This is a genomic window from Pseudoxanthomonas sp. SE1 (assembly GCF_029542205.1).
In the GTDB taxonomy this organism is placed as follows: domain Bacteria; phylum Pseudomonadota; class Gammaproteobacteria; order Xanthomonadales; family Xanthomonadaceae; genus Pseudoxanthomonas_A.
Window position 1 is genome coordinate 1,097,546 of record NZ_CP113783.1, and the last position, 22,548, is coordinate 1,120,093.

A 22,548-nucleotide genomic window follows, 5' to 3' on the forward strand; every position below is an offset into this window, starting at 1 on the left:
TGGCGCCCGAAGTTGGACTCGAACCAACGACCCCCTGATTAACAGTCAAGTGCTCTAACCGGCTGAGCTATTCGGGCGGGGCGCGTATTGTAGCCAGCCGGTGAGGCGGGAACAAGTCTCCCATGATCTGCAAGCCCGGGTCGGGCCTCAGCAGGGGGTGCTCATGTCGCCGCGGACCGTGCGGGCACGGCCGGTGCTGTTCACGACCACACTTCCGGCTACCAGGCCGTCATGACAGACGCGAACGGTGAGGTTGGTGCCGTAGCTCAGGCCCGAGGACTGGTAGCGCAGGAAACGTCGACCGTTGCTGGATACGATCCTTATCTTCGGATCCGATGGAGCGGCATCGTTCCGGTAGATGTCGATCTGCTCGTCGGGTTGACGGTTGCCATCCGGATCGCGGAAGGCCAACCAGTGCCCGCTCCAGTCGCTGTCCTGGCTGCATCGGCCATCGCCCGCGCTCGGACAGACCACGACCGGCACCCCCTGGACAATGGCGGCCATCCGGGCCGACGCGAAATGCGAGGTCAGCAGGTGCATGGTCGCCGTTGCCTGCTGGCGCACGCGGAATCGCTGGAACGACGGCAGGGCGATCGCGACCAGCATGGTCAGGACGGCGAGACAGACCGACAGCTCGACCAGAGTGAATCCCGTCCTGCCATTGTTCCCGCACGTGCGGGTCCCGTATCCGGGAGAAGAGGGCATCCATGCCATCAAAGACTCCTTGTCCCAATTGACGGCTACCACAGTCATCCGCCAAGCGGCGGCACGCTATCAGGGCGGTGCCTGTCCGCGTGTAGGAAATCGCCGCAAGGGCCGTCACGCCTGCGCGGCTATACTCAACAGTCGACTTCCCGGCAACGCGCGATGACTGATCGTTTCCAGCTTGTTTCTCCGTATTCCCCCGCCGGTGACCAGCCGCGGGCCATCGAGAGGCTCGTGCAGAACTTCGAGGCGGGATTGGCGAAGCAGACCCTGCTGGGCGTGACGGGGTCCGGCAAGACGTACACCATCGCCAACGTGGTCCAGCAGGTGCAGAAGCCGACCCTGGTGATGGCGCCGAACAAGACGTTGGCCGCGCAGCTGTATGGCGAATTCAAGGCCTTTTTCCCGCACAACGCGGTGGAGTATTTCGTCAGCTATTACGACTACTACCAGCCCGAAGCCTACGTGCCGTCCAGCGATACCTTCATCGAGAAGGACAGCTCGATCAACGAGCACATCGAACAGATGCGATTGGCGGCGACCAAGACCCTGCTGTCCCGGCCAGATGCGCTGGTGGTGGCGACGGTGTCCGCGATCTACGGCCTGGGTGCGCCCGAGGACTACCTGTCGCTGCGCCTGATCCTGTCGCTGGGCGAACGCATCGACCAGCGCGAATTGATCCGTCACCTGACCCAGTTGCAGTACACCCGCAACGAGTACGAACTGCAGCGCGGCACGTTCCGCGTGCGCGGCGAGATCATCGACGTGCATCCGGCGGAAAGCGATGCCGAGGCAGTGCGCATCGAACTGTTCGATGGCGAGGTGGAGGGCCTGAGCCTGTTCGACCCGCTCACGGGCGAATCGCTGCGCAAGCTGCAGCGCTATACGGTTTACCCGAAGACGCACTACGCCACCACGCGCGAGCGTGTGCTGGCCGCCATCGATACCATCAAGATCGAGCTGAAGGACCGTCTGGAGCAGCTCTACGCGCAGAACAAACTGGTTGAAGCGCAGCGGCTGGCCCAGCGGACGCAGTTCGACGTGGAAATGATGGCGGAAGTCGGCTTCTGTTCCGGCATCGAGAACTACTCGCGCCACCTGACCGGCAAGGCGCCCGGCGAACCGCCGCCGACCCTGTTCGACTACCTGCCGGCCGATGCGCTGCTGGTGATCGACGAATCGCACGTGACCATTCCGCAGATCGGCGCCATGTACAAGGGCGACCGGTCGCGCAAGGAAACGCTGGTGGAGTTCGGGTTCCGCCTGCCGTCTGCGCTGGACAACCGGCCGCTGCGTTTCGAGGAATGGGAGGCCCGTTCGCCCCGCAGCATCTATGTTTCGGCGACACCCGGCCCTTACGAGTTGCGTGAATCCAACGGCGAGATCGTGGAACTGGTGGTTCGCCCCACCGGCCTGATCGATCCTGAAGTCGAAATCCGTCCGGTCGGCACGCAGGTGGACGACCTGCTGTCGCAGATCAACGAGCGTGTGTCCTGGGGCGACCGCGTGCTGGTGACCACGCTGACCAAGCGCATGGCGGAGAACCTGACCGAGTATCTGGGCGAGCACGGGGTGAAGGTGCGCTACCTGCACTCGGACGTCGATACGGTCGAACGGGTAGAGATCATCCGCGACCTGCGCCTGGGCAAGTTCGATGTGCTGGTCGGCATCAACCTGCTGCGCGAGGGCCTGGACATGCCCGAGGTGTCGCTGGTCGCGATCCTGGACGCGGACAAGGAGGGCTTCCTGCGCTCCACCGGCTCGCTGATCCAGACCATCGGCCGAGCCGCGCGCAATCTGCGCGGCAAGGCGATCCTGTATGCCGACCGCATGACCCGGTCGATGCAGGCCGCCATAGACGAAACCGGCCGGCGCCGTGAGAAACAGGTGGAATACAACCTCGAACACGGCATCACGCCGAAGTCGGTGGCGCGCCCCATCGTCGACATTCTGGAGGGCGCGCGCAGCGAGGCGGCCGGCGAGGGCAAGGCGGGAAGGGGCAAATCGCGCCGGGTGGCCGAGGAGCCTGCCGAGTACGGGGTGATGGATCCGGCCAAGGCGGTCGCTCGCATCAAGGTGTTGGAGCAGCAGATGTACCAGCACGCCCGTGACCTGGAATTCGAAGATGCGGCGCGCCTTCGCGACCAGATCCAGCGGCTGAAGGAAGCCAGCCTGGGCGGCTGAGCGATGGAAATCGTGGCCCGGTTGTCGGCGACCCCGTATCCGGGATAGAATTCGCGCCCCTGCAAAGGGCAGACCGGGCGGTTAGCTCAGCGGTAGAGCACTACCTTGACATGGTAGGGGTCACAGGTTCGAACCCTGTACCGCCCACCACGCTTCCACAGCGTGGCATCGATTCCCTTTGTCGCCATCTGCAGCATCACGAGGTGGCCCGCGGAAACGCCGGCCGAGCGTGCGACATGAGCACTACCAACGCCTGAACCTGGTACTGCCCGAGGCACTGCATCCCGTAGGCGCCCTCGTGGCGCTTTTTTCATGTCATTCGTTCGTCCCTGAACAAGAGCCCGGCCATCCATGGCCGGACTTTCCAATGCCAGAGCCCTGTTCGCAGGCAACCGGATAGCCCTACCGATGATCACCATCACGCTCCCCGACGGCAGCCGCCGCGAGTTCGAGAATCCCGTTTCCGTCATGCAGGTGGCGCAGTCCATCGGTGCCGGGCTGGCCAAGGCCACCGTGGCCGGCGCCGTCGACGGCGTACTGGTCGACGCCAGCGACGTCATCGACCATGACGCTTCGCTGCGCATCATCACGCCGAAGGACGAGGAAGGCCTGGAGATCATCCGGCATTCCAGTGCGCACCTGGTCGGCCACGCGGTCAAGCAGCTGTACCCGGACGTGAAGATGGTGATCGGCCCGGTCATCGCCGAAGGCTTCTACTACGACATCCACAGCGAGCGCCCGTTCACGCCGGAGGACCTGGCGGCGATCGAGCAGCGCATGCAGGAACTGATCGCGCAGGACTACGACGTCATCAAGAAGATGACGCCGCGCGCCGAGGTGGTCGAGGTCTTCAAGGCCCGTGGCGAAGACTACAAGCTGCGCCTGATCGACGACATGGGTCCGGAAGTGACGGCCATGGGCCTGTACTACCACCAGGAATACGTGGACATGTGCCGCGGCCCGCACGTGCCGAACACGCGCTTCCTGAAGGCATTCAAGCTGACCCGCATCTCCGGCGCCTACTGGCGCGGCGACGCCAAGAACGAACAGCTGCAACGCATCTACGGCACTGCCTGGGCCGACAAGAAGCAGCTGGAGGCCTACATCCAGCGCATCGAGGAAGCCGAGAAGCGCGACCACCGCAAGATCGGCAAGCAGCAGGAACTGTTCCATCTGCAGGAAGAGGCGCCCGGCCTGGTGTTCTGGCATCCCAAGGGCTGGGCCATCTGGCAGGTGGTCGAGCAGTACATGCGCAAGGTCTACCGCGACAGCGGCTACCAGGAAGTGCGTTGCCCGCAGATCCTCGACGTCGCCCTGTGGAAGAAGTCCGGCCACTGGGACAACTACAAGGAAAACATGTTCTTCAGCGAATCGGAGAACCGCACCTATGCGGTCAAGCCGATGAACTGCCCGGGGCATGTGCAGGTGTTCAACCAGGGCCTGCACAGCTACCGCGACCTGCCGATCCGCTACGGCGAATTCGGCGCCTGCCACCGCAACGAGCCCTCGGGTGCGCTGCACGGCATCCTGCGCGTGCGCGGCTTCACCCAGGACGACGGCCACATCTTCTGCACGGAAGACCAGATCGAGGCCGAGGTCACGGCATTCCACCAGCAGGCGCTGAAGGTGTATTCGGACTTCGGTTTCGAAGACATCCAGATCAAGATCGCCCTGCGCCCCGAGTCGCGCCTGGGCGACGACGCCACCTGGGACAAGGCCGAGGCCGCCCTGCGTGCCGCCCTGCGCAGCTGCGGGGTGGAGTGGCAGGAACTGCCGGGTGAGGGCGCCTTCTACGGCCCGAAGATCGAGTACCACCTGAAGGACGCCATCGGCCGGACCTGGCAGCTGGGCACGATGCAGGTCGATTTCATGATGCCGGGCCGCCTGGGCGCCGAGTACGTGGACGAGAACAGCCAGCGCCAGCATCCGGTCATGCTGCACCGGGCCATCGTGGGCTCGATGGAGCGGTTCATCGGCATCCTGATCGAGCACCATGCTGGTGCATTCCCGTCCTGGCTGGCCCCCGAGCAGGCCATGGTGATGAATATCACCGATGCCCAGGCCGATTACGTGGCTGAGGTCCGGAAAACCCTTTCAAATCAAGGCTTCCGGGTCGCGGCGGATTTGCGGAACGAGAAGATCGGCTATAAGATTCGCGAGCACACGCTGCAGCGGGTGCCATACCTGCTGGTGGTCGGAGACCGCGAGAAGGAGAATGGCGCCGTCGCCGTGCGCACGCGTTCCGGTGAAGACCTGGGCAGCATGTCCGTCGATGCCTTCGCCGAACGTTTGCGGAACGAGCACGCCGCGCGATAATTGGTTCCGGCCCGATAGGCCGGCGCACCCCTCCCTGGAGACTGCAACATCAGCATCCCTGACAACAAGCAAAACCGCAAAAACCACGAGATCCGCGTGCCGCGCGTGCGCGTGATCGGTTCGGACGGCGAAATGATCGGCGTGCTCACGCGCGACGAAGCCTTGGCCAAGGCGGAAGACGAAGGACTGGATCTCGTTGAGATCCAGCCCAACGCCGAGCCGCCTGTCTGCAAGATCATGGACTTCGGCAAGTTCAAGTTCGAGGCGCAGAAGAAGGCCAATGAGGCCAAGAAGAAGCAGAAGCAGGTCGAGATCAAGGAACTGAAGTTCCGCCCCGTCACCGACGAGGGCGACTACCAGATCAAGATGCGCAACATCCGCCGCTTCCTGGAAGAGGGCGACAAGGTCAAGGTCAATATCCGCTTCCGTGGCCGCGAGATGAGCCACCAGGAGCTGGGTCGCGAGATGGCTGCGCGCATCGAGGCCGAGCTGGGCGACGAGATCGTCATCGAGTCCCGTCCGCGCCTGGAAGGCCGCCAGATGGTCATGATGATCGCCCCCAAAAAGAAATGATGTCGGCGGCTCCGCCGCCGACGCCACCCGTTCCCCTCGCCCCGCGTGCGGGGAGAGGGCAAAGGGTGAGGGGAAGGCGCCGCAAGGCGCCTTTCGCTTTTCCGCCTTCTGGCTGCAGAGCTAAGTAGCCGGATTTGCAAGAAAAAACGGCAGCGGGCATAATACGCGGCCCGGTACGCCGGGAGGCTGTTCGCAGCCGATGGACCCGTCGGGGGTTCCGCTCTGGAATCAACGACTTACAAGCCGATATGGGCATGGATGGAAAGAGTGGCCTTTCAATGCTTCGCGGCAAAGCCGCAAAGCATTGAAAGGGCGCCGCCCCGATCAGTGACATAAACCCGTCAAGGACATAGCAATGCCCAAGATCAAGACCCACCGGGCGGCGGCGAAGCGTTTTCGCAAGACCGCATCCGGCAAGTTCAAGGCTGGCCACGCCAACCGTAGCCACATCCTCACCAAGAAGGCGACCAAGCGTAAGCGCGGCCTGCGTGCGACGAATATCATTCGCGCCGAGGACAGCGGCCGTTTGAACCGCATGCTTCCCTACCTCTGAGGACTGAGACATGGCACGAGTTAAGCGTGGCGTGACGGCGCGTCGCCGTCACAAGAAAGTCCTCCACCTGGCCAAGGGCTATTACAACGCCCGTCGCAAGGTGTTCCGCGTCGCCAAGCAGGCGGTCATCAAGGCGGGTCAGTACGCCTACATCGGCCGCAAGCAGAAGAAGCGCAACTTCCGTTCGCTGTGGATCACCCGCATCAACGCGGCGGCCCGCATGAATGGCCTCAGCTACAGCCGTTTCATGAACGGTCTGCTGAAGGCCGGCATCACCCTGGATCGCAAGGTGCTGGCGGACATCGCCGTGCACGACGCGGTGGGTTTTGCGGCCCTGGCTGAAAAGGCGAAGGGCGCACTCGCGGCGTAAGCCGCGTCTCCACCGTACAGAACTCCGGCAGTCCAGCGCCGGGAACACGTGGGGAAGGGCGCGAGTCCTTCCCCATTGTTTTTTGTGGTTTCTGTTTTGTGGGAGCGACGTCAGTCGCGATGAGGGCGTCCGGATGCCCCATCGCGACTGACGTCGCTCCCACAAGATGGCACCTCTCATGGGCCTCCAATGAGCGATATCGAATCCCTCTCCACGCAAGCGCTGGCCAACATCGCCGCTGCGCAGACACCCGACATGGTGGAGCAGTTGCGCGTCGCCCTCCTGGGCAAGAGTGGCAGCATCACCACACAGCTCAAGCAGTTGGGCGCGTTGCCTGCCGACCAGCGCAAGGCGGCGGGCGAGGCGATCAATCGTGCGCGCGATACCATCGGCGACGCACTGTCCGCCCGCAAGGCGGTCCTGGAAGACGCCGCGCTCGACGCGCGCCTGGCCGGCGAGACCGTCGATGTCACGCTGCCGGGCCGCAACGGTACGCGCGGCGGGCTGCACCCGATCAGCCGTACGCTCGAACGCATCGCTGACATCTTCGGCCGCCTGGGCTACGAACTGGCCGACGGTCCCGAGATCGAGGACGACCAGCACAACTTCGAGGCGCTGAACTTCCCGCCGCACCATCCGGCGCGCGCCATGCACGACACGTTCTACTTCGGCGACGGTCGCCTGCTGCGCACGCACACATCGGGCGTCCAAGTGCGCTACATGGATGCCCACACGCCGCCGCTGCGCATGATCGCCGCCGGCAAGGTCTACCGCAGCGACAGCGACCAGACGCATTCGCCGATGTTCCACCAGGTCGAAGGCCTGCTGGTGGACGAGCACTCCACCTTCGCCGACCTCAAGGGCACGCTGGCCGAGTTCGTGCGCGCGTTCTTCGAGCGCGACTTCGAGATGCGTTTCCGCCCGAGCTATTTCCCGTTCGTCGAGCCGGGCGCCGAAGTCGACATCGCCTGGCAGCAGCCCGACGGCGGCACGCGCTGGCTGGAAGTGCTGGGTTGCGGCATGGTCCACCCGAACGTGCTGCGCAACTGCGGCATCGATCCGGAGCGCTACACCGGCTTCGCGTTCGGCCTGGGCGTGGAACGCTTCGCGATGCTGCGCTACGGCGTGAACGACCTGCGCGCGTTCTTCGAGAACGACGTGCGGTTCCTGCGGCAGTTCGCGTAGCGCTCCCGCGGCACTACGACACCTGACTCTTGAAGACGGCGGGCCCGGGCCCGCCCTACGGATCACGAACGATGAAGTTCTCTGAAAACTGGCTACGCAGCCACGTCCCCACTCAGGCCACCCGCGATGAACTGTCCGCGACGTTGACCGCGATCGGCCTGGAAGTCGAAGAGGTCACCGCGTTGGGCGACGGCCTTGCGAACGTGGTGGTGGCGCGCATCGTGGAATGCGCCAGGCATCCCGAAGCCGACCGCCTGCAGGTCTGCCAGGTCGATGCCGGCCAAGGCGGGCTGCTGCAGATCGTCTGCGGTGCGCCGAACGCGCGCCCGGGCCTGTTGGCGCCGCTGGCAATGGTCGGTGCCAACGTAGGCGGCATCGCGATCAAGGCGGCCAAGCTACGCGGCGTGGAATCCAACGGCATGCTGTGCTCGGCCAAGGAGCTGGGCATCGATGCCGACGCGTCCGGCCTGCTGGAACTGCCGGCCAGCGCACCGGTGGGCACGCCCATCGCCGACTACCTGCAGCTGCCCGACGCCAGCATCGAGATCAAGCTGACGCCGAACCGTGCTGACTGCTTCAGCGTGCGCGGCATCGCCTACGACGTCGCAGCCTCGCTGGGCAGCGAAGTGAAACCGTTCGACGCCACACCCGTTCCGGCACAGAGCCCGTCCGAACTGAGCGTCGAACTGGAGGCCGGCGCGCGCGTGCCCCGGTTCGTCGGCCGCGTGATCGAAGGTGTGGACGCTACCGTGCCTTCGCCGGTATGGATGGCGGAGCGACTGCGCCGTAGCGGAGTGCGTCCGATCAGCTTCCTGGTCGACGTGACCCAGTACGTGATGCTGGAACTCGGCCAGCCGATGCACGCGTTCGACAAGGACGCACTGGAAGGCGGCATCGTCGTGCGTGCCGCGCGCGCGGACGAGACGGTCGCACTGCTGGACGGCCGCACCGTGGCGCTCGACGACGACTTCCTGGTCGTGTCGGATGGCCGGGGTGGCCGCGGCGCCCGCGCGGTCGCGCTCGGCGGGATCATGGGCGGGCTCGATACCCGCGTCACCGACGCCACGCGCAACGTGTTCCTGGAAGCCGCACACTGGATTCCGTCCGCGATCATAGGACGCAGCCGCAAGCTGGGCCTGCACACCGACGCCGGCCATCGCTTCGAACGTGGCGTCGATCCGGAACTGCCGCGTATCGCGCTGGAGTACGCCACCCGCCTGATCCTCGACATCGCCGGGGGCGTTCCCGGGCCGACGACCGAGGCCGTGTTGCCCGAGCATCTGCCCAGGCCGACCGCGATCCTGCTGCGCCGTGGGCGCGTGGCGCGTGTGCTGGGCGTCGAGATTCCCGATGCGGACATCGAACGCATCCTGCGCGGCCTGGGCCTGCAGGCGGCCGCCGTCGCCGAGGGCTGGAGCGTGGTGCCGCCCAGCCGGCGCTTCGACCTCGCCATCGAGGAGGACCTGATCGAGGAACTGGCGCGCATTCACGGCTACGACCGCATACCCACCACGCTCCCGGGTGGCGCGACCCGTATCGCGGCGCCCAGCGAGACCCGGGTCGAGTCCGGCATGGTGCGTCGCCAGCTGGTCGCGCGCGACTATTTCGAGACGGTCAATTTCGCCTTTGTCGACGCACAGTGGCTGTCGTACTGGGATGCGGCGGACGGTGCCGTGCCATTGGCCAATCCGCTGAGCGCGGAACTGGCGATCATGCGTACGCAGCTGCTGCCTGGCGTCGTGGCGGCCGTGCAGCGCAATGCCGCGCGGCAAGCCGGCCGCGTGCGCCTGTTCGAGATCGGCAACGTCTTCCATGCGCCGGCGCAGCCGGGTGATGCGCCTGTCGAGTCGCTGCGCATCGCGGCCGCCATCACCGGTGACGCGATGGTGGAGCAATGGGGCGTGCCGGCACGCAAGGCCGATTTCCACGACCTCAAGGGCGACCTGGAAAGCGTCGCGGCACTGGCGGGCGCCAGCCTCGAATTCAGGCCCTCGCGCACAGCCCACGGCCATCCCGGCCGGTCGGCCGACGTCTACCGCGATGGAGTCCATATCGGCTGGATCGGGCAGCTGCATCCGCGCCTGCAGCGCCAGCTGGACCTGGATGCCGACGTGGTCGCGTTCGAACTGGATCTGGCGCCGTTGACCGCACGGGCGGTGCCGCGCGCGGCGGAGTTGTCGCGCTATCCGTCCGTCCGCCGGGACCTCGCGTTCGTCGTGGCCGAGGAGGTCTCGTGGTCCGCCTTGGCGGCGACGGTCAGGAGCGCCGCAGGCCCGCTGCTGCGCGATGTCCAGCTGTTCGACCGGTACGTCGGGCAGGGGGTCGAATCCGGTCAAAAGAGTCTCGCTATGGGCTTGATTTTGCAGGACAACTCACGCACTCTCACTGAAGCCGATGTGGCGCAGGTAGTGGCGAATGTCGTGGCCGCGATCGACAGCGTGCACGGGGCGAGGATCCGCGGTTGAACCGGATGAAGAAGACAGTGGCGGGGCCGGCGACGGCCGCAATGGGGACGCAGTATCCATGGCATTGACGAAGGCGGAGATGGCCGAACGTCTGTTCGACGAAGTCGGCCTGAACAAGCGCGAGGCGAAGGAGTTCGTCGACGCCTACTTCGACGTGCTGCGCGAGGCCCTGGAACAGGGCCGGCAGGTGAAGCTGTCGGGGTTCGGCAATTTCGACCTGCGCCGCAAGAACCAGCGCCCGGGGCGGAACCCGAAGACCGGCGAAGAGATCCCGATCTCGGCGAGGACGGTGGTGACCTTCCGGCCGGGCCAGAAACTCAAGGAGCGGGTGGAGACCTATGCTGGATCCGGGCAGTAACCGCGAGCTTCCGCCGATCCCGGCCAAGCGCTACTTCACCATCGGTGAGGTCAGCGAACTGTGCGACGTCAAGCCGCACGTGCTGCGGTATTGGGAAACCGAGTTTCCCAGCCTGGAGCCCGCCAAGCGCCGCGGCAACCGCCGCTACTACCAGCGCCATGACGTGCTGATGGTGCGCCAGATCCGGGGTCTGCTCTACGAGCAGGGGTACACCATCGGCGGCGCACGCCTGCGTCTGGAGGGTGAAGGTGCGAAACAGGAATCCGCGATGAGCGCGCAGATCGTGCGCCAGGTGCGGATGGAGCTGGAGGAAATCCTCCAGTTGCTACGCCGTTGAGGCACCACGGCGCTCCTGCTGGGAGTCGCCGAAGAATTCCGGCTATAATGCGCGGCCCGTCGCAAGGCGGGCCGATCCGCGAGATTCGGGGCGTAGCGCAGCCTGGTAGCGCATCTGCCTGGGGGGCAGAGGGTCGTCGGTTCAAATCCGGCCGTCCCGACCAATCGCGGTTCGACATCAAGCCTGCGCTGTCGCGTGGGCTTTTTTGTGCCTGTCGTGCGCCGTTGGCGACGGCAACTCCCGGACGCCGTCTACAGGAAGGCCCATGCATCCACGCAGCGAAGAGCTGATCCGCACGTTGCAGTTGGTGCCGCATCCCGAGGGCGGGCACTTTCGTCGTGTCTACGAGTCGACCAAACGCACCGAGGTGAACGGGATCGAGCGACCCACGCTCACCGCCATCAAATTCCTGCTGCCGCACGGCGTAGTGACACGCTGGCACCGTGTCGACGCGACCGAGGTCTGGGACTGGCATGAAGGGAGTGCGATGGAACTGTCGATGTTCGACCCTGAGCAGCGCACCTTGACCCGCGTGCAACTGGATACCTCGGCCAGGGGTGGGCAGTCCAGCCAGGTGGTGCCCGCCGGTGTCTGGCAGAGCGCCCGCTCGCTTGGCGATTTCACCCTGGTCGACTGCTCCGTGTCGCCGGGTTTCAGCTGGAAAGGCTTCGAGCTGATGCAGAGCGGCAGCGACGTCGCGCGCACGCTGCGCGAGGCCGGCGGCAAGGTCGCCTGAACAACTCCCCCACGGCCGCGCGCCGTCGCGCGCCATGCCGGCTTGCAGCGGGCACACTCCGGCGGATCCTTCTGCATGGAGTCTTCCGGATGCGTCTGCCGTTTTATGGGGTGCTGTGCGCGTTGTCGTTGCTCGTGCCGTGTGCAGGTGCGCAGGAAGCCGGGGAGGCATCGACCGCAGCCGAGGATGGCGTGATCGAGATGGATGCGGTGGTCGTGGCCGGTGTGCAACCCGGGCCAGGGCTGTGGAAGGTGCGCCATGGCGACCATCTGTTGTACGTGCTGGGCACGCAATCACCGCTGCCGAAGCGCATCACCTGGCGTTCGGACGAAGTCGACCAGGTCCTGCAGATCGCCGATGAAGTCCTGGCTTCGCCCGGAATCACCGTCGATGCCGATGTCGGATTCTTCCGGGGACTGACGCTGTTGCCCTCGGCCATGAAGGCTTCCAGGAATCCGGACGGTCGGAAACTGCAGGATGTCCTGCCCGCGGATCTCTACGCGCGCTGGAGTTCGCTCAAGCAGCGCTACATGGGGCGCGATGGCGGGATAGAGAAGAAGCGCCCATTGATCGCCGCCTATCAGCTCTACAACGAAGCGTTGTCGGATTCCGGACTGCGCGAAGGCGGTGTCATTGATCCGGTCATCGACGCGGCGCTGAAACAGCGCAAGATGAAGCGCACCCCTACCTTGTTGAAGCTCAAGCTGGATGATCCACGTGCGGCGCTGGCGGATTTCCGCAAGGAAACGCTCAGGCCCGAAGATCTGGTCTGCTTCGGCAAGACACTGGACGTCATCGAGCGCGATCTGCCGCAGGTGGCGGCGCGCGCGAATGCGTGGGCCGTCGGCGACTGGCCCGCGCTGCGCTCGAGTTCGCGCCAGGACTGGCAGCAAGCGTGCGCCACCGCCTGGTTCAGCACCGAAACGGCGCGCAAGCGCGGCATCTCCGATGTCGAGGCCCGCATGCAGGCGCGCTGGATGGAGGTGGCCGAAGGCGCATTGGCGAAGAACCGGATCACGTTCGCCACGTTGCCCGTCTGGCAGCTGGTCAAGCCCGACGGCTACCTCGCCGCGCTGCAAGCCAAGGGCTACGAGGTGGAAGCGCCGGAATGACGCGGCGCCCCGCCGTGGCGGTCAGCCCGCGGCGGTCTTCGGCGGCTGCGTGGCGGCCAGCGCCGGCCAGCGCTTCAGCACACCGGCACGGATGCCGGTGGCGTCGATGCCGGCTTCAGCCAGTAGATCTTCGCGGCTGGCATGGTGCTGGAATTCGTCCGGCAGGCCCAGGTGAAGCACCGGCAGCGACACGTCTTCCGCGCTGAGCAGTTCGGCGACGCCGGAGCCCGCGCCGCCCATCACCACATTGTCTTCGATGGTGACGAACCCCTGGTGGGTCCTCGCCAGTTCGAGTACCAGGTCGCGATCCAGCGGCTTCACGAAACGCATGTTCACCACGGTCAGGCCCAACTCGCGGCCGACCTGCTCGGCGGCGGCGACGGTGGAGCCGAAGGCGAGCAGTGCCACGCGGCTGCCGCGTACGCGCAGGTCGGCCTTGCCGATCGGCAGCGTGTCGAGGTTCGATTCGAGCGCCACGCCGGGACCGGTGCCGCGTGGATAACGCACTGCCGCCGGCCCATTGAAGTGATAGCCGGTGCTGAGCATCTGCCGGCATTCGTTCTCGTCGGCAGGCGCCATCACCACCATGTGCGGCACGCAGCGCAAGTAGCTCAGGTCCAGGTTGCCGGCGTGGGTGGCGCCGTCGGGACCGACCACGCCGCCGCGGTCGATGGCGAACAGTACGTCCAACTGCTGGATGGCCACATCGTGCACCAGCTGGTCGTAACCGCGCTGCAGGAACGTCGAGTAGATCGCAACCACCGGCTTGCTGCCTTCGCAGGCCATGCCGGCCGCCAGCGTCACCGCATGCTGCTCGGCGATCGCGACGTCGAAGTAGCGTTCCGGATATTCCTTGCTGAAGCGCACGAGGCCGGAGCCCTCGCGCATCGCCGGGGTGATGCCCAGCAGCTTCGGTTCGGCGGCGGCCATGTCGCACAGCCAGTCGCTGAAGATGTCGGTGTAGGTCGGTTTTTTCGCGCCGCCCTTGCTGACCAGGCCCTTCTCCGGATCGAACGGGCCCACCGCGTGGTAGCCGATCTGGTCGCCCTCGGCCAGCTCGTAGCCCTTGCCCTTGGTGGTCAGGATGTGGAGCAGCTGCGGGCCCTTGAGGGTCTTCAGCGTCTTGAGCGCGCCGACCAGCGCTTCGACATCGTGCCCGTCGATCGGCCCGGTGTAGTGGAAGCCCATCTGCTCGAACAGCGTGGACGGCACGAACATGCCCTTCCAGTGCTCTTCCCAGCGGCGCATGAAGCGCGCCGGCGGCTTCTTCTTGTCGCCCAGCAGCTTCTTGCCGCCCTCGCGCAGCGCGTTGAGCGTGCGGCTGCTGCTCAGCCGGCCCAGCATCTTGGTCAGGCCGCCGACGTTCTCGGAGATCGACATCTGGTTGTCGTTGAGGATCACAAGCAGGTTCGGCTCCGGCTCCATGCCGCCAGCGTGGTTGAGCGCCTCGAAGGCCATGCCGGCGGTCATCGCGCCATCGCCGATCACGGCGACCACCTTGCGGTCGTCACCCTGCTGTTGCAGCGCGATGGCCATGCCGAGCGCGGCGGAGATCGAGGTGGACGAATGGCCCACGCCGAAGGTGTCGTACTCGCTTTCCTCGCGCTTCGGGAACGGCGCCACGCCGTCCTTCTGCTTTACCGTGTGGATGGTGTCGCGGCGGCCGGTCAGGATCTTGTGCGGGTAGGTCTGGTGCCCTACGTCCCACACCAGGCGGTCGCGCGGGGTGTCGAACAGGTAGTGCAGCGCGACCGTCAGTTCGATCACGCCCAAGCCGGCTCCGAAATGCCCGCCACTCTTGCCGACCGACTCGATCAGGTAGCCTCGCAGTTCCTCGGCGATGGCGGGCAGTTCGGCTTCATCGAACTGGCGCAGGTCGGCCGGGACATGGATGCGGGACAGACGGGGGTAGCGGTCGGGGGCGATCATCGGCAGCAGGCTTGTTCTGAGCCGTTATTGTCCCCCCCTGATGTGAAGTGGGGCAAGCAAGCACGTGAAGCCGGCATGGGGCCGGCCGGGGCGGTTCAGCAAGGTCGCGGCCGGGCTTGGCCCCGCTCAGGCGGACAGCTTGGACTTCTTCGGCAGCTGGGCCTTCAGGAAAGCCATCTGGTCGGCCAGGATGTTGCGGTTCGACAGGATCAGGTGCTCGATCCAGCTGGGCCGGTATGGCACGGCAAGCAGCGGCATGTGCGCCTGCTGCGGGGTCCGGTTGCTCTTGCGCGAATTGCAGGTGAAGCAGGCGGTCACCACGTTTTCCCAGATGTCCCGGCCGCCCTTGGACAGCGGCAGCACATGATCACGGGTCAAGTGCGGGCGCGAGTATTCGTGGCCGCAGTACAGGCACAGGTGCGCGTCGCGGGCGAACAGGGCGGTGTTGGTGAGCGTCGGCGTGGGCGACAGGGCATGCGCACGGGCGTGGCCGCGCGAGGCCACGATGGGATGCAATTCGATCAGGCTCTGTTCGCCGGTCAGCCGCGAGATGCCACCGTGCACATGCAGACAGGGGTCGCCCAGTGTCCATGCGACCGCGCCGCGTGCGTACAGGCAGGTCGCATCCTGCCAGTTGATCCAGTCGAGCACGCGGCCATGCGCGTCCAGCGACAGCAGCCGCAGGGTGGCGGGGTGGGGACGGGGCGACGACGGAGACGGGACCGGCGTTGGGAGGGAACCGGTCTTGACCAGGTGAAGCTGAGCTCTGTCTGCTTCCATGGAGGAGCAGGTTATACCCAAATGTTGACGAAATGTGTATCGCGCGTGGCTTTTCACACGAGGAGCGCGTTGTCCGCGCTCCTCGTGGGCCGGATTACGCCTCGCCGAAGCGCGCCTCGTCCATGGCCATCAGCGTGTCCGCGCCGGATTCGATGGCGGCGGCGTGGGCCAGGGTGCGCGGCAGGATGCGGGCGAAGTAGAACCGCGCAGTTTCGCGCTTGGCCTGCTTGAACGCATCGCCGTGCGTCGAGGCATCGGCGGCGGCCACGCTGCGCGCCCACCAGTAGGCCAGCACGACGTAGCCGGAATAGAACAGGTAGTCGGTGCTGGCCGCGCCGATCTCCTCAGGGTTCGCGGCGGCTCGCTGCAGGACGTTCTTCGTCAGGCCGGCCCATTCGGCGGCCTTCTGCTGCAGCGGGTCGATGAACTCGGTAAGCGACGCATCGTCCTTGTGTTGCTGGACGAAGGCATGCACGTCCGCCAGGAACAGCTTCAGGCCGGCGGCCTGCGTGGACGCGGTCTTGCGCCCCATCAGGTCGAGCGCCTGGATGCCGGTGGTGCCTTCATACAGTGTGGTGATGCGCGCATCGCGTGCCAGCTGTTCCATGCCGTGTTCGTGGATATAGCCGTGGCCGCCGAAGCACTGCAGCGCGTGGTAGGTGTTCTCGATGCCCCATTCGGTCTGGCATGCCTTCGAGATGGGCGTGAGGAAACTCACCAGGGTGTCGGCGCGCTCGCGTTCGGCAGGGTCTTCGGCGTGGTTGGCGATGTCGATCAGCGTACCGGCGTGCAGCGCGAGCAGTCGGCTGCCTTCGATCAGCGACTTGATCGTCAACAGCATGCGGCGTACGTCGGGGTGGACGATGATCGGATCGGCCGGCTTGTCGGGGAACCTGGGGCCGCTGAGCGAGCGCGTCTGCAGGCGTTCGCGCGCGTAGCGCAATGCATTCTGGTAGGCGCGTTCGCTCAGCCCGACGCCTTGCAGGCCCACGCCGAGGCGTGCGGTATTCATCATGGTGAACATCGCCTGCAGGCCCTTGTGGGGCTGGCCTACCAGGTAGCCTTGCGCACCGTCGAAATTCATCACGCAGGTGACCGAGGCCTTGATTCCCATCTTGTGTTCGATCGAGCCGCAGGCCACCGAGTTGCGTTCGCCGACCGTGCCGTCGCGCGCGACCTTGAACTTCGGCGTGACGAACAACGAGATGCCTTTCGCGCCCGCCGGTGCATCCGGCAGCTTCGCCAGCACCAGGTGCACGATGTTGTCGGTCAGGTCGTGCTCGCCGGCGGTGATGAAGATCTTGGTGCCGGTGATGGCGTAGCTGCCATCGGCGTCCGGTTCGGCCTTGGTCTTCAGCAGGCCGAGGTCGGTGCCGCAATGCGGCTCGGTCAGGCACATGGTGCCGGTCCAGCGGCCCTCCACGAGCGGCTTCAGGAAGACCTCCTGCTGCCATGCCTCGCCGTGGTGCTTGAGCGCTTCCACGGCGCCGTGCGACAGCAGCGGGAAGTTGCCCCAGGCCAGGTTGCTGGCGTTGACCAGTTCGTTGAGCGGCACGCCCATCGTGTGCGGCAATCCCTGGCCGCCGAACTCGGGCGACGAGGTCAGCCCGGTCCAGCCGCCCTCGACGAACTGCGTGTATGCCTCCTTGAAACCCGGCGGCGTGGTGACTTCGCCGGTGGCCTTGTCGAGCGTACTGCCGACTTCGTCGCCGATGCTGTTGAGGGGTGCCAGCGCAGTTTCGGCGAAGCGCGCGGCTTCATCCAGAACGGCATCGAGGATGTCGCGGGTCGCCTCGGTGTAGCCCAGGCGCTGGAACAGGGGTTCCACGCCAAGCACGTCGTACAGGGCGAAGCGGAGATCGGTCAGGGGGGCTTTGTAGGACGCAGGCATGCAGGTTCTCGAGAAGACGTGTAGGGGCGGGCGGGGCGGCGCTCAGCGCAGCACGCCATCCAGGCCGGGGACAGGGTTGAGGGTGTTGCGGGTGTCGATGTCGAACGTGCGGGGTTTCGCTTCTTCCGGTGTCGCGCTGGCGCTGCCCTTCAATGTGTAGGGCAGGGCGCGGCGACCGGCGAGGGCGTCGGCCACCACGATGCGGCCGGCGCTGCTGGGTGCGAATGCCACCGTGACCACGTCGGCCGATTCGGGGCCCACGGAAAGGCCAGGCGTAGCGCGCAGCTTGCCCGCATTCTGGTCGCCGACCTGCACGTCCATGTCGACGGAGTCGAACCGCATGGGAATGCTGCTGTAGTTCTGCAGGCGCAGGTCGACGGACCACTGGCCGTCGGCCTTCACCGTGAGCTGCTGCACGCTGACCGCGGGATCGGAAACGCGCCGCACCATGCCATCGCCGCAACCGCCCAACAGGGCCGTGGCCGCCAGCAGTGCCAGCAGGGAAGTACGTCGCATCATGCCGCCGCTCCGTGAGGGAATGCGGCAGGATACTACGGCGTATGGCAGCGGGGATGACAGTCCCCGGGCAGGAGGCGGATCAGTCGTGCTGCACTGCGTCAGGCTTCCAGACGAACGTGGCGACGCTGCGTGCGGGCAGGGTGTAGTCGAACACCCGTCCCTCCTGTCCGACGCTGAAGCGGCGCGACTGCTCCGCGGAATTGGCGACCAGCAAGACCAGCGAACCGTCGTCGGCATTCCGGAACGCGACGTTGTCGAGGTCGTCGGCTGCCTCACTGGAGGCGACCCGGTGCGCGCCCGGACGCACGAAGCGGCTGGCGTGCGCCAGCGCGTAGTACTCGTCGGTGCGGGTGACCGCACCCGTACGCGAATCGATGGTGACCACGCCGCGACAGGTATGGCAGCCCCCTGCGTAAGGTCCGTTGTTCTCGTCCAGCGCCAGGTTCCAGAAAAGCGCGCCACGCGCCCAGTGGCGTGCGCTGCGGATGATGATGTTCTTCATCTGCAGGGGCAGGCCGCCACTGCGCACCGGTTCCCAGTCGCCGCCGGAGCATTCGGTCATGTAGGCGTCCTTGTCGGGGAACGCATCATGCACCGGCGACTGCGCGGCCACGTCGCCGCCGTAGCAATGCCATGCCACCGCCGCGACGTGCGGATTGGCCTTCGCATCGGCCAGCACGCCCAGCGGTTCCTGCGGCTTGTCCCAGTTGTGGTCCCAGTCGAAGATCAACGGGCCATTGCCGCGCGCCGCGATCATCGGACCCAGGTGGTCGCCGATCAGGCGCGCGCGTGCCGGCGCGTTCAACCGCATGCCGGGATAGTCCTTCGGCTCGTAATCCGGCTCGTTCTGCACGGTCAGCGCGAAGATCGGTATGCCTTCCCCGGCGTATGCATCCACGTACCTGAGCAGGTAGCGCGAGAACGCATCGTAGTACTGCGGAAGCAGCGTTCCCTGGATCAGGCTGTTGGTGTCCTTCATCCATCCGGGCGCGCTCCACGGCGACGCCATGATCTTCAGCTGCGGATTGATGGCGAGCATCGCGCGCGCCACCGGGATCACGTCGCTCCGGTTCTCGTCGATGCTGAAATGCCTCAGTCCGGGGTCCGGCTTGCCGTCGGGTGCATCCGCCAGGCTGTAGTGGTGCCGCGAGAAATCCGATGCGCCGATGGTCAGCCGGGAGAAACTCAAGCCCAGGCCATTGCCGTCGCGGCCGAACAGTTCCTCCAGCAGGGCATCGCGTTGCCGCTGGTTGAGCCTGTGCTGGATCAGCCAGGCGGATGAATCGGTGAGCGAGGCGCCGAAACCCACCATCTCCTGGAATCGCTGTGCGTCATCGATCAGGATTCCAGACTTTCCCGCCGACGCAGCGTCGCGGAACCGGGCAGGTGTCGACGGCGACAGCGCGATCTCGTGGTCCGCCGTGGTGATCCACACCGAGACCTCCTGTGCGTGCGCCAACGGGCCGAACATGAGTGCAAGGGCGGACGTCAGGCAGGCGCGGCGAAGTCGTCGGATGCGTTGTCGTGTCATGGCGGGATCCTCTCGCTGGGGATACGCGAACCCCTCCCGGAGTCCACGCAAAGTGGGTGCTGCAGCGCAGCGCAATTTTCTAGGCGCATGGCCGCGCGACAAGGAAAACCGATCCTGCATGCGCCCATATGTCACGTTTGTTAGGAATTTGTTGACAGTGCATTGAAGCTTCTATATGACAGCGCTGTCAACAGTGGTCGGAGAGGGACCAGATGAAGCACTTGAACCACATCGCAAATCCATCCTCGCGTCGCGCGCTGCGCAAACATCATCTGGCCGCTGCCTGCTGCCTGGCGCTGGCATTGCCGGGCCTCGCGAGCGCACAGCAGGCAGCTTCTCCTGCCGAGCAGACCGTCGAAACCCTGGATACCGTGAAAGTCACCGGCATCCGTGCCGCCATCGCCAACGCGGTGGAGACCAAGAACGAGTCCGCCTCGATCGTCGAGGCGATCTCTGCCGAAGACATCGGCAAGCTGCCCGACATCAGCATCGCGGACTCGATCTCGCGCCTGCCGGGCCTGACCATGCAGCGTCTCGATGGCCGCGGACAGGTGATCCACATCCGTGGCATGTCCGAACAGTTCGCCGGCACGCTGCTCAATGGCCGCGAGCAGGTGACCACCGGCGACAACCGCGGCGTCGAACTCGATCAGTATCCCGCCGAGCTGATCAATGGCGTCACGGTGTACAAGACCCCGGATGCATCGCTGATCGGCCAGGGCATTTCCGGCACGGTCGACCTGCAGTCGATCCGCCCGCTGTCGTTCGGCGAGCAACGCATCGTGTTCACCGGCCAGGGCGAGGTGAACTCGTTCGACGAATTGACCGAAGGCGGCAACAACAAGGGCTACCGCGTGTCGGCCTCGTATGTCGACCAGTTCGCCAACGATACCGTGGGCTTCGCGATCGGCGTGGCGCGCATGGATGCGCCTTTCCAGGAAAAGCACTACAAGTCGTGGTGGTGGGCGAACACCGACATGTGGGGCGCGCCGCAGGCCGGCAAGCCTGCAGATGCGATCGCGCTGCAGGGTGCCGAAGCCTGGGTGAAATCGCGCGACACCACGCGCGATGGCGTCATGGCCGTGCTGGAGTTCAAGCCGAATGACCGCTGGCACAGCGTGCTGGACGTGTACGCATCGCGCTTCGACCAGGAAGAGTGGATGCGCGGTGCGATGTGGAGCAACGACCCCTGGTTCAACGGCGGCGCGGTCAGCTACAGCAACGTGAGCACGACGGACTACCACGGCACGCCGGTGGTCACCGGCGGCACGTTGAACGGCATCCAGCCGGCGATCCGCAACGACAACAACACCCGTGAGTCGCGTCTGTTCTCGGCCGGCTGGAACAACGAGTTCAAGCTCAACGAGACGTGGACGCTGGCCACCGACCTCAGCTACTCGCGCGCCAAGGTCGAGGACTCGAAACTCGAGACCTATGCGGGCCGCCTGGGCGGCGTGTCTGCCGACTTCCGCGCGCGCCTCTCGCCCGGGTATGGCTACTACGCATTGCCGGACATGGCGGATCCCGCCGCTGTGTACCTGCGCGACCCGCAGAACTGGGGCCATGACGGCCGCCTGGAGGACAGCCACCAGAAGGACGAGATGAAGGCATTCCGCGTGGCCGTGAACCACGTCATCGAGTCGTCCGACTTCCTGCGCAGCTGGGATGCCGGCGTCCACGTCAGCAAGCGCACCAAGGAGAAGAGTGCGGAGGTCTACTTCGCCGACCTTCCCGGTCGCACGCCGACACTGATCGATCCGTCGTTGCTGTCCACGCCGACGGATCTCGGGTTCGCCGGCATGGGCCGCGTCATCACCTACGATCCGCGCGCCCTGCTGTCACGCTACTACGACGTGTACCTCAGCGAGTCCAATGACGACCTGCAGAAGGACGCGATCACCGAAGAGGACGTGAAGACGTTCTACTTCAAGGCCAACCTCGACATGGACCTCACCGATGCGGTCCGCCTGCGCGGCAATGCCGGTGTGCAGTACATCCGCACCGAGCAGACGTCCGAAGGCGTCGTCGTCCAGCAGAACGAGAACGGCCAGGCGCTCGTGGCCGGCACTGCGGGTGCGTCGTACGGCGACATCCTGCCCAGCCTCAACCTGGTGGCGGACTTCGGCAACGGATGGAACCTGCGCTTCGGTGCCGCCCGGGAGATGATGCGCGCGCGCATCAACGACATGGGCGCCCGCGCCAGTGTCTACGTGCAGACGTCGCAGGGCGGTCCGTCCGAATGGCGTGGCAGCGGTGGCAATCCGGCGCTCGAGCCGTACCGCGCCAACGCCTACGATCTTTCGATCGAGAAGTACTTCGGCGAAGCGAGTTATGTCGCGCTGGCTGCGTTCTACAAGGACATGGATTCGTACATCTATACGCGCGAGATCCCATGGGACTTCTCCGGTTACGACTACGAGGGTGATGAGCCGCCGGCGTCCAACATGGGTCTGTTCTCCACGCCGGCCAATGGCACCGGCGGCTACATGCGCGGCTACGAGTTCTCCACCGCACTGGGCGGCGAGCTGATCCACGATGCGCTCGACGGATTCGGCCTGTTGCTCAACGCGTCGTACACGGAGTCGTCGATCGATCCTGACGGCCCGGGCATCGGTTCGGGCACCGACACGTTCCCGGGGTTGTCCAAGATCGTCGCCAACGCCACGGTGTACTACGAGAAGCACGGCTTCTCGGCGCGTGTCAGCCAGCGCTTCCGCGACCCGTACCGCGGCGAGTACGGCTCGATCTTCAACCAGCGCACGTACCGCTACACGTTGAACGAGCGCACGATCGACCTGCAGCTGGGCTACGACTTCCCGGAATCCAGCCGTCTGTCGGGCCTGTCGATCCTGTTCCAGGTGAACAACGTCAACAACGAGCCCTTCCGTACCGAAGTCAGTTCCGGCACGCATCCGGACCTGTTCTTCCCGGAGGAGTACACCGAGTACGGCCGCCAGTATCTGCTGGGCTTCCGCTACAAGCTGTGACCGCGCCTGTCCGTCGA

The 22,548-nt window shown here is 65.6% G+C and carries 18 protein-coding genes and 3 tRNA genes; 14 read left to right on the forward strand and 7 right to left on the reverse strand.

Going from position 1 to position 22,548, the window contains the following annotated elements:
- Both OY559_RS05020 and OY559_RS05025 read right to left on the reverse strand, forming a co-directional pair.
- Positions 1 to 77, reverse strand: a tRNA-Asn gene (locus tag OY559_RS05020).
- 70 nt (positions 78 to 147) lie between these two features.
- Positions 148 to 753, reverse strand: a complete 606-nt coding sequence (locus OY559_RS05025; protein ID WP_277728990.1) for a GspH/FimT family pseudopilin — start codon at positions 751 to 753, stop codon at positions 148 to 150.
- 114 nt (positions 754 to 867) lie between these two features.
- Between OY559_RS05025 and uvrB the strand changes: the two genes are divergently transcribed.
- From uvrB to OY559_RS05090, 13 genes are all read left to right on the forward strand, one after another.
- Positions 868 to 2,889, forward strand: coding sequence for an excinuclease ABC subunit UvrB (uvrB, locus tag OY559_RS05030; protein ID WP_277728991.1), 2,022 nt, complete (start codon positions 868 to 870; stop codon positions 2,887 to 2,889).
- 75 nt (positions 2,890 to 2,964) lie between these two features.
- Positions 2,965 to 3,039, forward strand: a tRNA-Val gene (locus OY559_RS05035).
- A gap of 258 nt (positions 3,040 to 3,297) precedes the next feature.
- On the forward strand, positions 3,298 to 5,205 hold the full coding sequence (gene thrS / locus OY559_RS05040; RefSeq protein WP_277728992.1) for a threonine--tRNA ligase: 1,908 nt from the start codon (positions 3,298 to 3,300) through the stop codon (positions 5,203 to 5,205).
- 90 nt (positions 5,206 to 5,295) lie between these two features.
- Complete coding sequence (gene infC, locus OY559_RS05045) at positions 5,296 to 5,778, forward strand: translation initiation factor IF-3 (protein WP_277729924.1); 483 nt, start codon at positions 5,296 to 5,298, stop codon at positions 5,776 to 5,778.
- A 355-nt stretch (positions 5,779 to 6,133) separates the two neighbouring features.
- Positions 6,134 to 6,331, forward strand: coding sequence for a 50S ribosomal protein L35 (rpmI, locus tag OY559_RS05050; protein ID WP_014160066.1), 198 nt, complete (start codon positions 6,134 to 6,136; stop codon positions 6,329 to 6,331).
- A gap of 10 nt (positions 6,332 to 6,341) precedes the next feature.
- Positions 6,342 to 6,701: a 50S ribosomal protein L20 gene (rplT, locus tag OY559_RS05055; RefSeq protein ID WP_142123715.1), complete on the forward strand. Its 360-nt coding sequence runs from the start codon at positions 6,342 to 6,344 to the stop codon at positions 6,699 to 6,701.
- A 189-nt stretch (positions 6,702 to 6,890) separates the two neighbouring features.
- Positions 6,891 to 7,886 (forward strand): phenylalanine--tRNA ligase subunit alpha, encoded by a 996-nt coding sequence (gene pheS / locus OY559_RS05060; RefSeq protein WP_277728993.1) that lies wholly within the window; start codon positions 6,891 to 6,893, stop codon positions 7,884 to 7,886.
- Between the two features lie 71 nt (positions 7,887 to 7,957).
- On the forward strand, positions 7,958 to 10,351 hold the full coding sequence (gene pheT / locus OY559_RS05065; protein ID WP_277728994.1) for a phenylalanine--tRNA ligase subunit beta: 2,394 nt from the start codon (positions 7,958 to 7,960) through the stop codon (positions 10,349 to 10,351).
- A gap of 58 nt (positions 10,352 to 10,409) precedes the next feature.
- Complete coding sequence (locus OY559_RS05070; RefSeq protein WP_055936063.1) at positions 10,410 to 10,709, forward strand: integration host factor subunit alpha; 300 nt, start codon at positions 10,410 to 10,412, stop codon at positions 10,707 to 10,709.
- Positions 10,690 to 11,046 (forward strand): MerR family transcriptional regulator, encoded by a 357-nt coding sequence (locus OY559_RS05075; RefSeq protein WP_055936060.1) that lies wholly within the window; start codon positions 10,690 to 10,692, stop codon positions 11,044 to 11,046. The genes OY559_RS05070 and OY559_RS05075 overlap by 20 nt, the downstream gene beginning before the upstream one ends.
- Before the next feature lie 86 nt (positions 11,047 to 11,132).
- Positions 11,133 to 11,209, forward strand: a tRNA-Pro gene (locus OY559_RS05080).
- Between the two features lie 102 nt (positions 11,210 to 11,311).
- Entirely contained in the window at positions 11,312 to 11,782 is a 471-nt protein-coding gene (locus OY559_RS05085; RefSeq protein WP_277728995.1) for a cupin domain-containing protein, read from the forward strand.
- 89 nt (positions 11,783 to 11,871) lie between these two features.
- On the forward strand, positions 11,872 to 12,894 hold the full coding sequence (locus OY559_RS05090) for a TraB/GumN family protein (RefSeq protein ID WP_277728996.1): 1,023 nt from the start codon (positions 11,872 to 11,874) through the stop codon (positions 12,892 to 12,894).
- A 21-nt stretch (positions 12,895 to 12,915) separates the two neighbouring features.
- On the opposite strand, the gene dxs is transcribed toward OY559_RS05090, so the two are convergent.
- The 5 genes from dxs to OY559_RS05115 form a co-directional block, all read right to left on the reverse strand.
- The gene (gene dxs / locus OY559_RS05095) at positions 12,916 to 14,823 is read right to left on the reverse strand and encodes a 1-deoxy-D-xylulose-5-phosphate synthase (RefSeq protein ID WP_277728997.1); all 1,908 of its coding nucleotides are present in this window, start codon (positions 14,821 to 14,823) and stop codon (positions 12,916 to 12,918) included.
- Between the two features lie 126 nt (positions 14,824 to 14,949).
- Positions 14,950 to 15,603, reverse strand: coding sequence for an HNH endonuclease (locus tag OY559_RS05100; RefSeq protein WP_277728998.1), 654 nt, complete (start codon positions 15,601 to 15,603; stop codon positions 14,950 to 14,952).
- A gap of 94 nt (positions 15,604 to 15,697) precedes the next feature.
- Positions 15,698 to 17,494 (reverse strand): acyl-CoA dehydrogenase C-terminal domain-containing protein, encoded by a 1,797-nt coding sequence (locus tag OY559_RS05105; protein WP_277728999.1) that lies wholly within the window; start codon positions 17,492 to 17,494, stop codon positions 15,698 to 15,700.
- 42 nt (positions 17,495 to 17,536) lie between these two features.
- On the reverse strand, positions 17,537 to 18,010 hold the full coding sequence (locus tag OY559_RS05110) for an LEA/WHy family protein (protein WP_277729925.1): 474 nt from the start codon (positions 18,008 to 18,010) through the stop codon (positions 17,537 to 17,539).
- Positions 18,011 to 18,092: 82 nt separating this feature from the next.
- Complete coding sequence (locus tag OY559_RS05115; protein WP_277729000.1) at positions 18,093 to 19,544, reverse strand: glycoside hydrolase family 30 protein; 1,452 nt, start codon at positions 19,542 to 19,544, stop codon at positions 18,093 to 18,095.
- Between the two features lie 212 nt (positions 19,545 to 19,756).
- Here OY559_RS05115 and OY559_RS05120 point away from each other — a divergent pair, with 212 nt between their 5' ends.
- Positions 19,757 to 22,531 carry a TonB-dependent receptor gene (locus OY559_RS05120; RefSeq protein WP_277729001.1) on the forward strand — a complete coding sequence of 925 codons (2,775 nt, stop codon included), beginning with the start codon at positions 19,757 to 19,759 and terminating at the stop codon, positions 22,529 to 22,531.
- Positions 22,532 to 22,548 lie beyond the last annotated feature (17 nt).

Excerpts from the sequence above, each read along its gene's own strand:
- OY559_RS05075 (WP_055936060.1), top strand. The coding sequence starts at position 10,690 with ATGCTGGATCCGGGCAGTAACCGCGAGCTTCCGCCGATCCCGGCCAAG.
- rpmI (WP_014160066.1), top strand. The coding sequence starts at position 6,134 with ATGCCCAAGATCAAGACCCACCGGGCGGCGGCGAAGCGTTTTCGCAAG.
- thrS (WP_277728992.1), top strand. The coding sequence starts at position 3,298 with ATGATCACCATCACGCTCCCCGACGGCAGCCGCCGCGAGTTCGAGAAT.
- OY559_RS05105 (WP_277728999.1), bottom strand. The coding sequence starts at position 17,494 with ATGCCTGCGTCCTACAAAGCCCCCCTGACCGATCTCCGCTTCGCCCTG.
- rplT (WP_142123715.1), top strand. The coding sequence starts at position 6,342 with ATGGCACGAGTTAAGCGTGGCGTGACGGCGCGTCGCCGTCACAAGAAA.
- OY559_RS05110 (WP_277729925.1), bottom strand. The coding sequence starts at position 18,010 with ATGCGACGTACTTCCCTGCTGGCACTGCTGGCGGCCACGGCCCTGTTG.
- OY559_RS05070 (WP_055936063.1), top strand. The coding sequence starts at position 10,410 with ATGGCATTGACGAAGGCGGAGATGGCCGAACGTCTGTTCGACGAAGTC.
- pheS (WP_277728993.1), top strand. The coding sequence starts at position 6,891 with ATGAGCGATATCGAATCCCTCTCCACGCAAGCGCTGGCCAACATCGCC.
- OY559_RS05085 (WP_277728995.1), top strand. The coding sequence starts at position 11,312 with ATGCATCCACGCAGCGAAGAGCTGATCCGCACGTTGCAGTTGGTGCCG.
- OY559_RS05120 (WP_277729001.1), top strand. The coding sequence starts at position 19,757 with ATGAAGCACTTGAACCACATCGCAAATCCATCCTCGCGTCGCGCGCTG.
- dxs (WP_277728997.1), bottom strand. The coding sequence starts at position 14,823 with ATGATCGCCCCCGACCGCTACCCCCGTCTGTCCCGCATCCATGTCCCG.
- uvrB (WP_277728991.1), top strand. The coding sequence starts at position 868 with ATGACTGATCGTTTCCAGCTTGTTTCTCCGTATTCCCCCGCCGGTGAC.
- OY559_RS05090 (WP_277728996.1), top strand. The coding sequence starts at position 11,872 with ATGCGTCTGCCGTTTTATGGGGTGCTGTGCGCGTTGTCGTTGCTCGTG.
- OY559_RS05100 (WP_277728998.1), bottom strand. The coding sequence starts at position 15,603 with ATGGAAGCAGACAGAGCTCAGCTTCACCTGGTCAAGACCGGTTCCCTC.
- pheT (WP_277728994.1), top strand. The coding sequence starts at position 7,958 with ATGAAGTTCTCTGAAAACTGGCTACGCAGCCACGTCCCCACTCAGGCC.
- OY559_RS05115 (WP_277729000.1), bottom strand. The coding sequence starts at position 19,544 with ATGACACGACAACGCATCCGACGACTTCGCCGCGCCTGCCTGACGTCC.
- OY559_RS05025 (WP_277728990.1), bottom strand. The coding sequence starts at position 753 with ATGACTGTGGTAGCCGTCAATTGGGACAAGGAGTCTTTGATGGCATGG.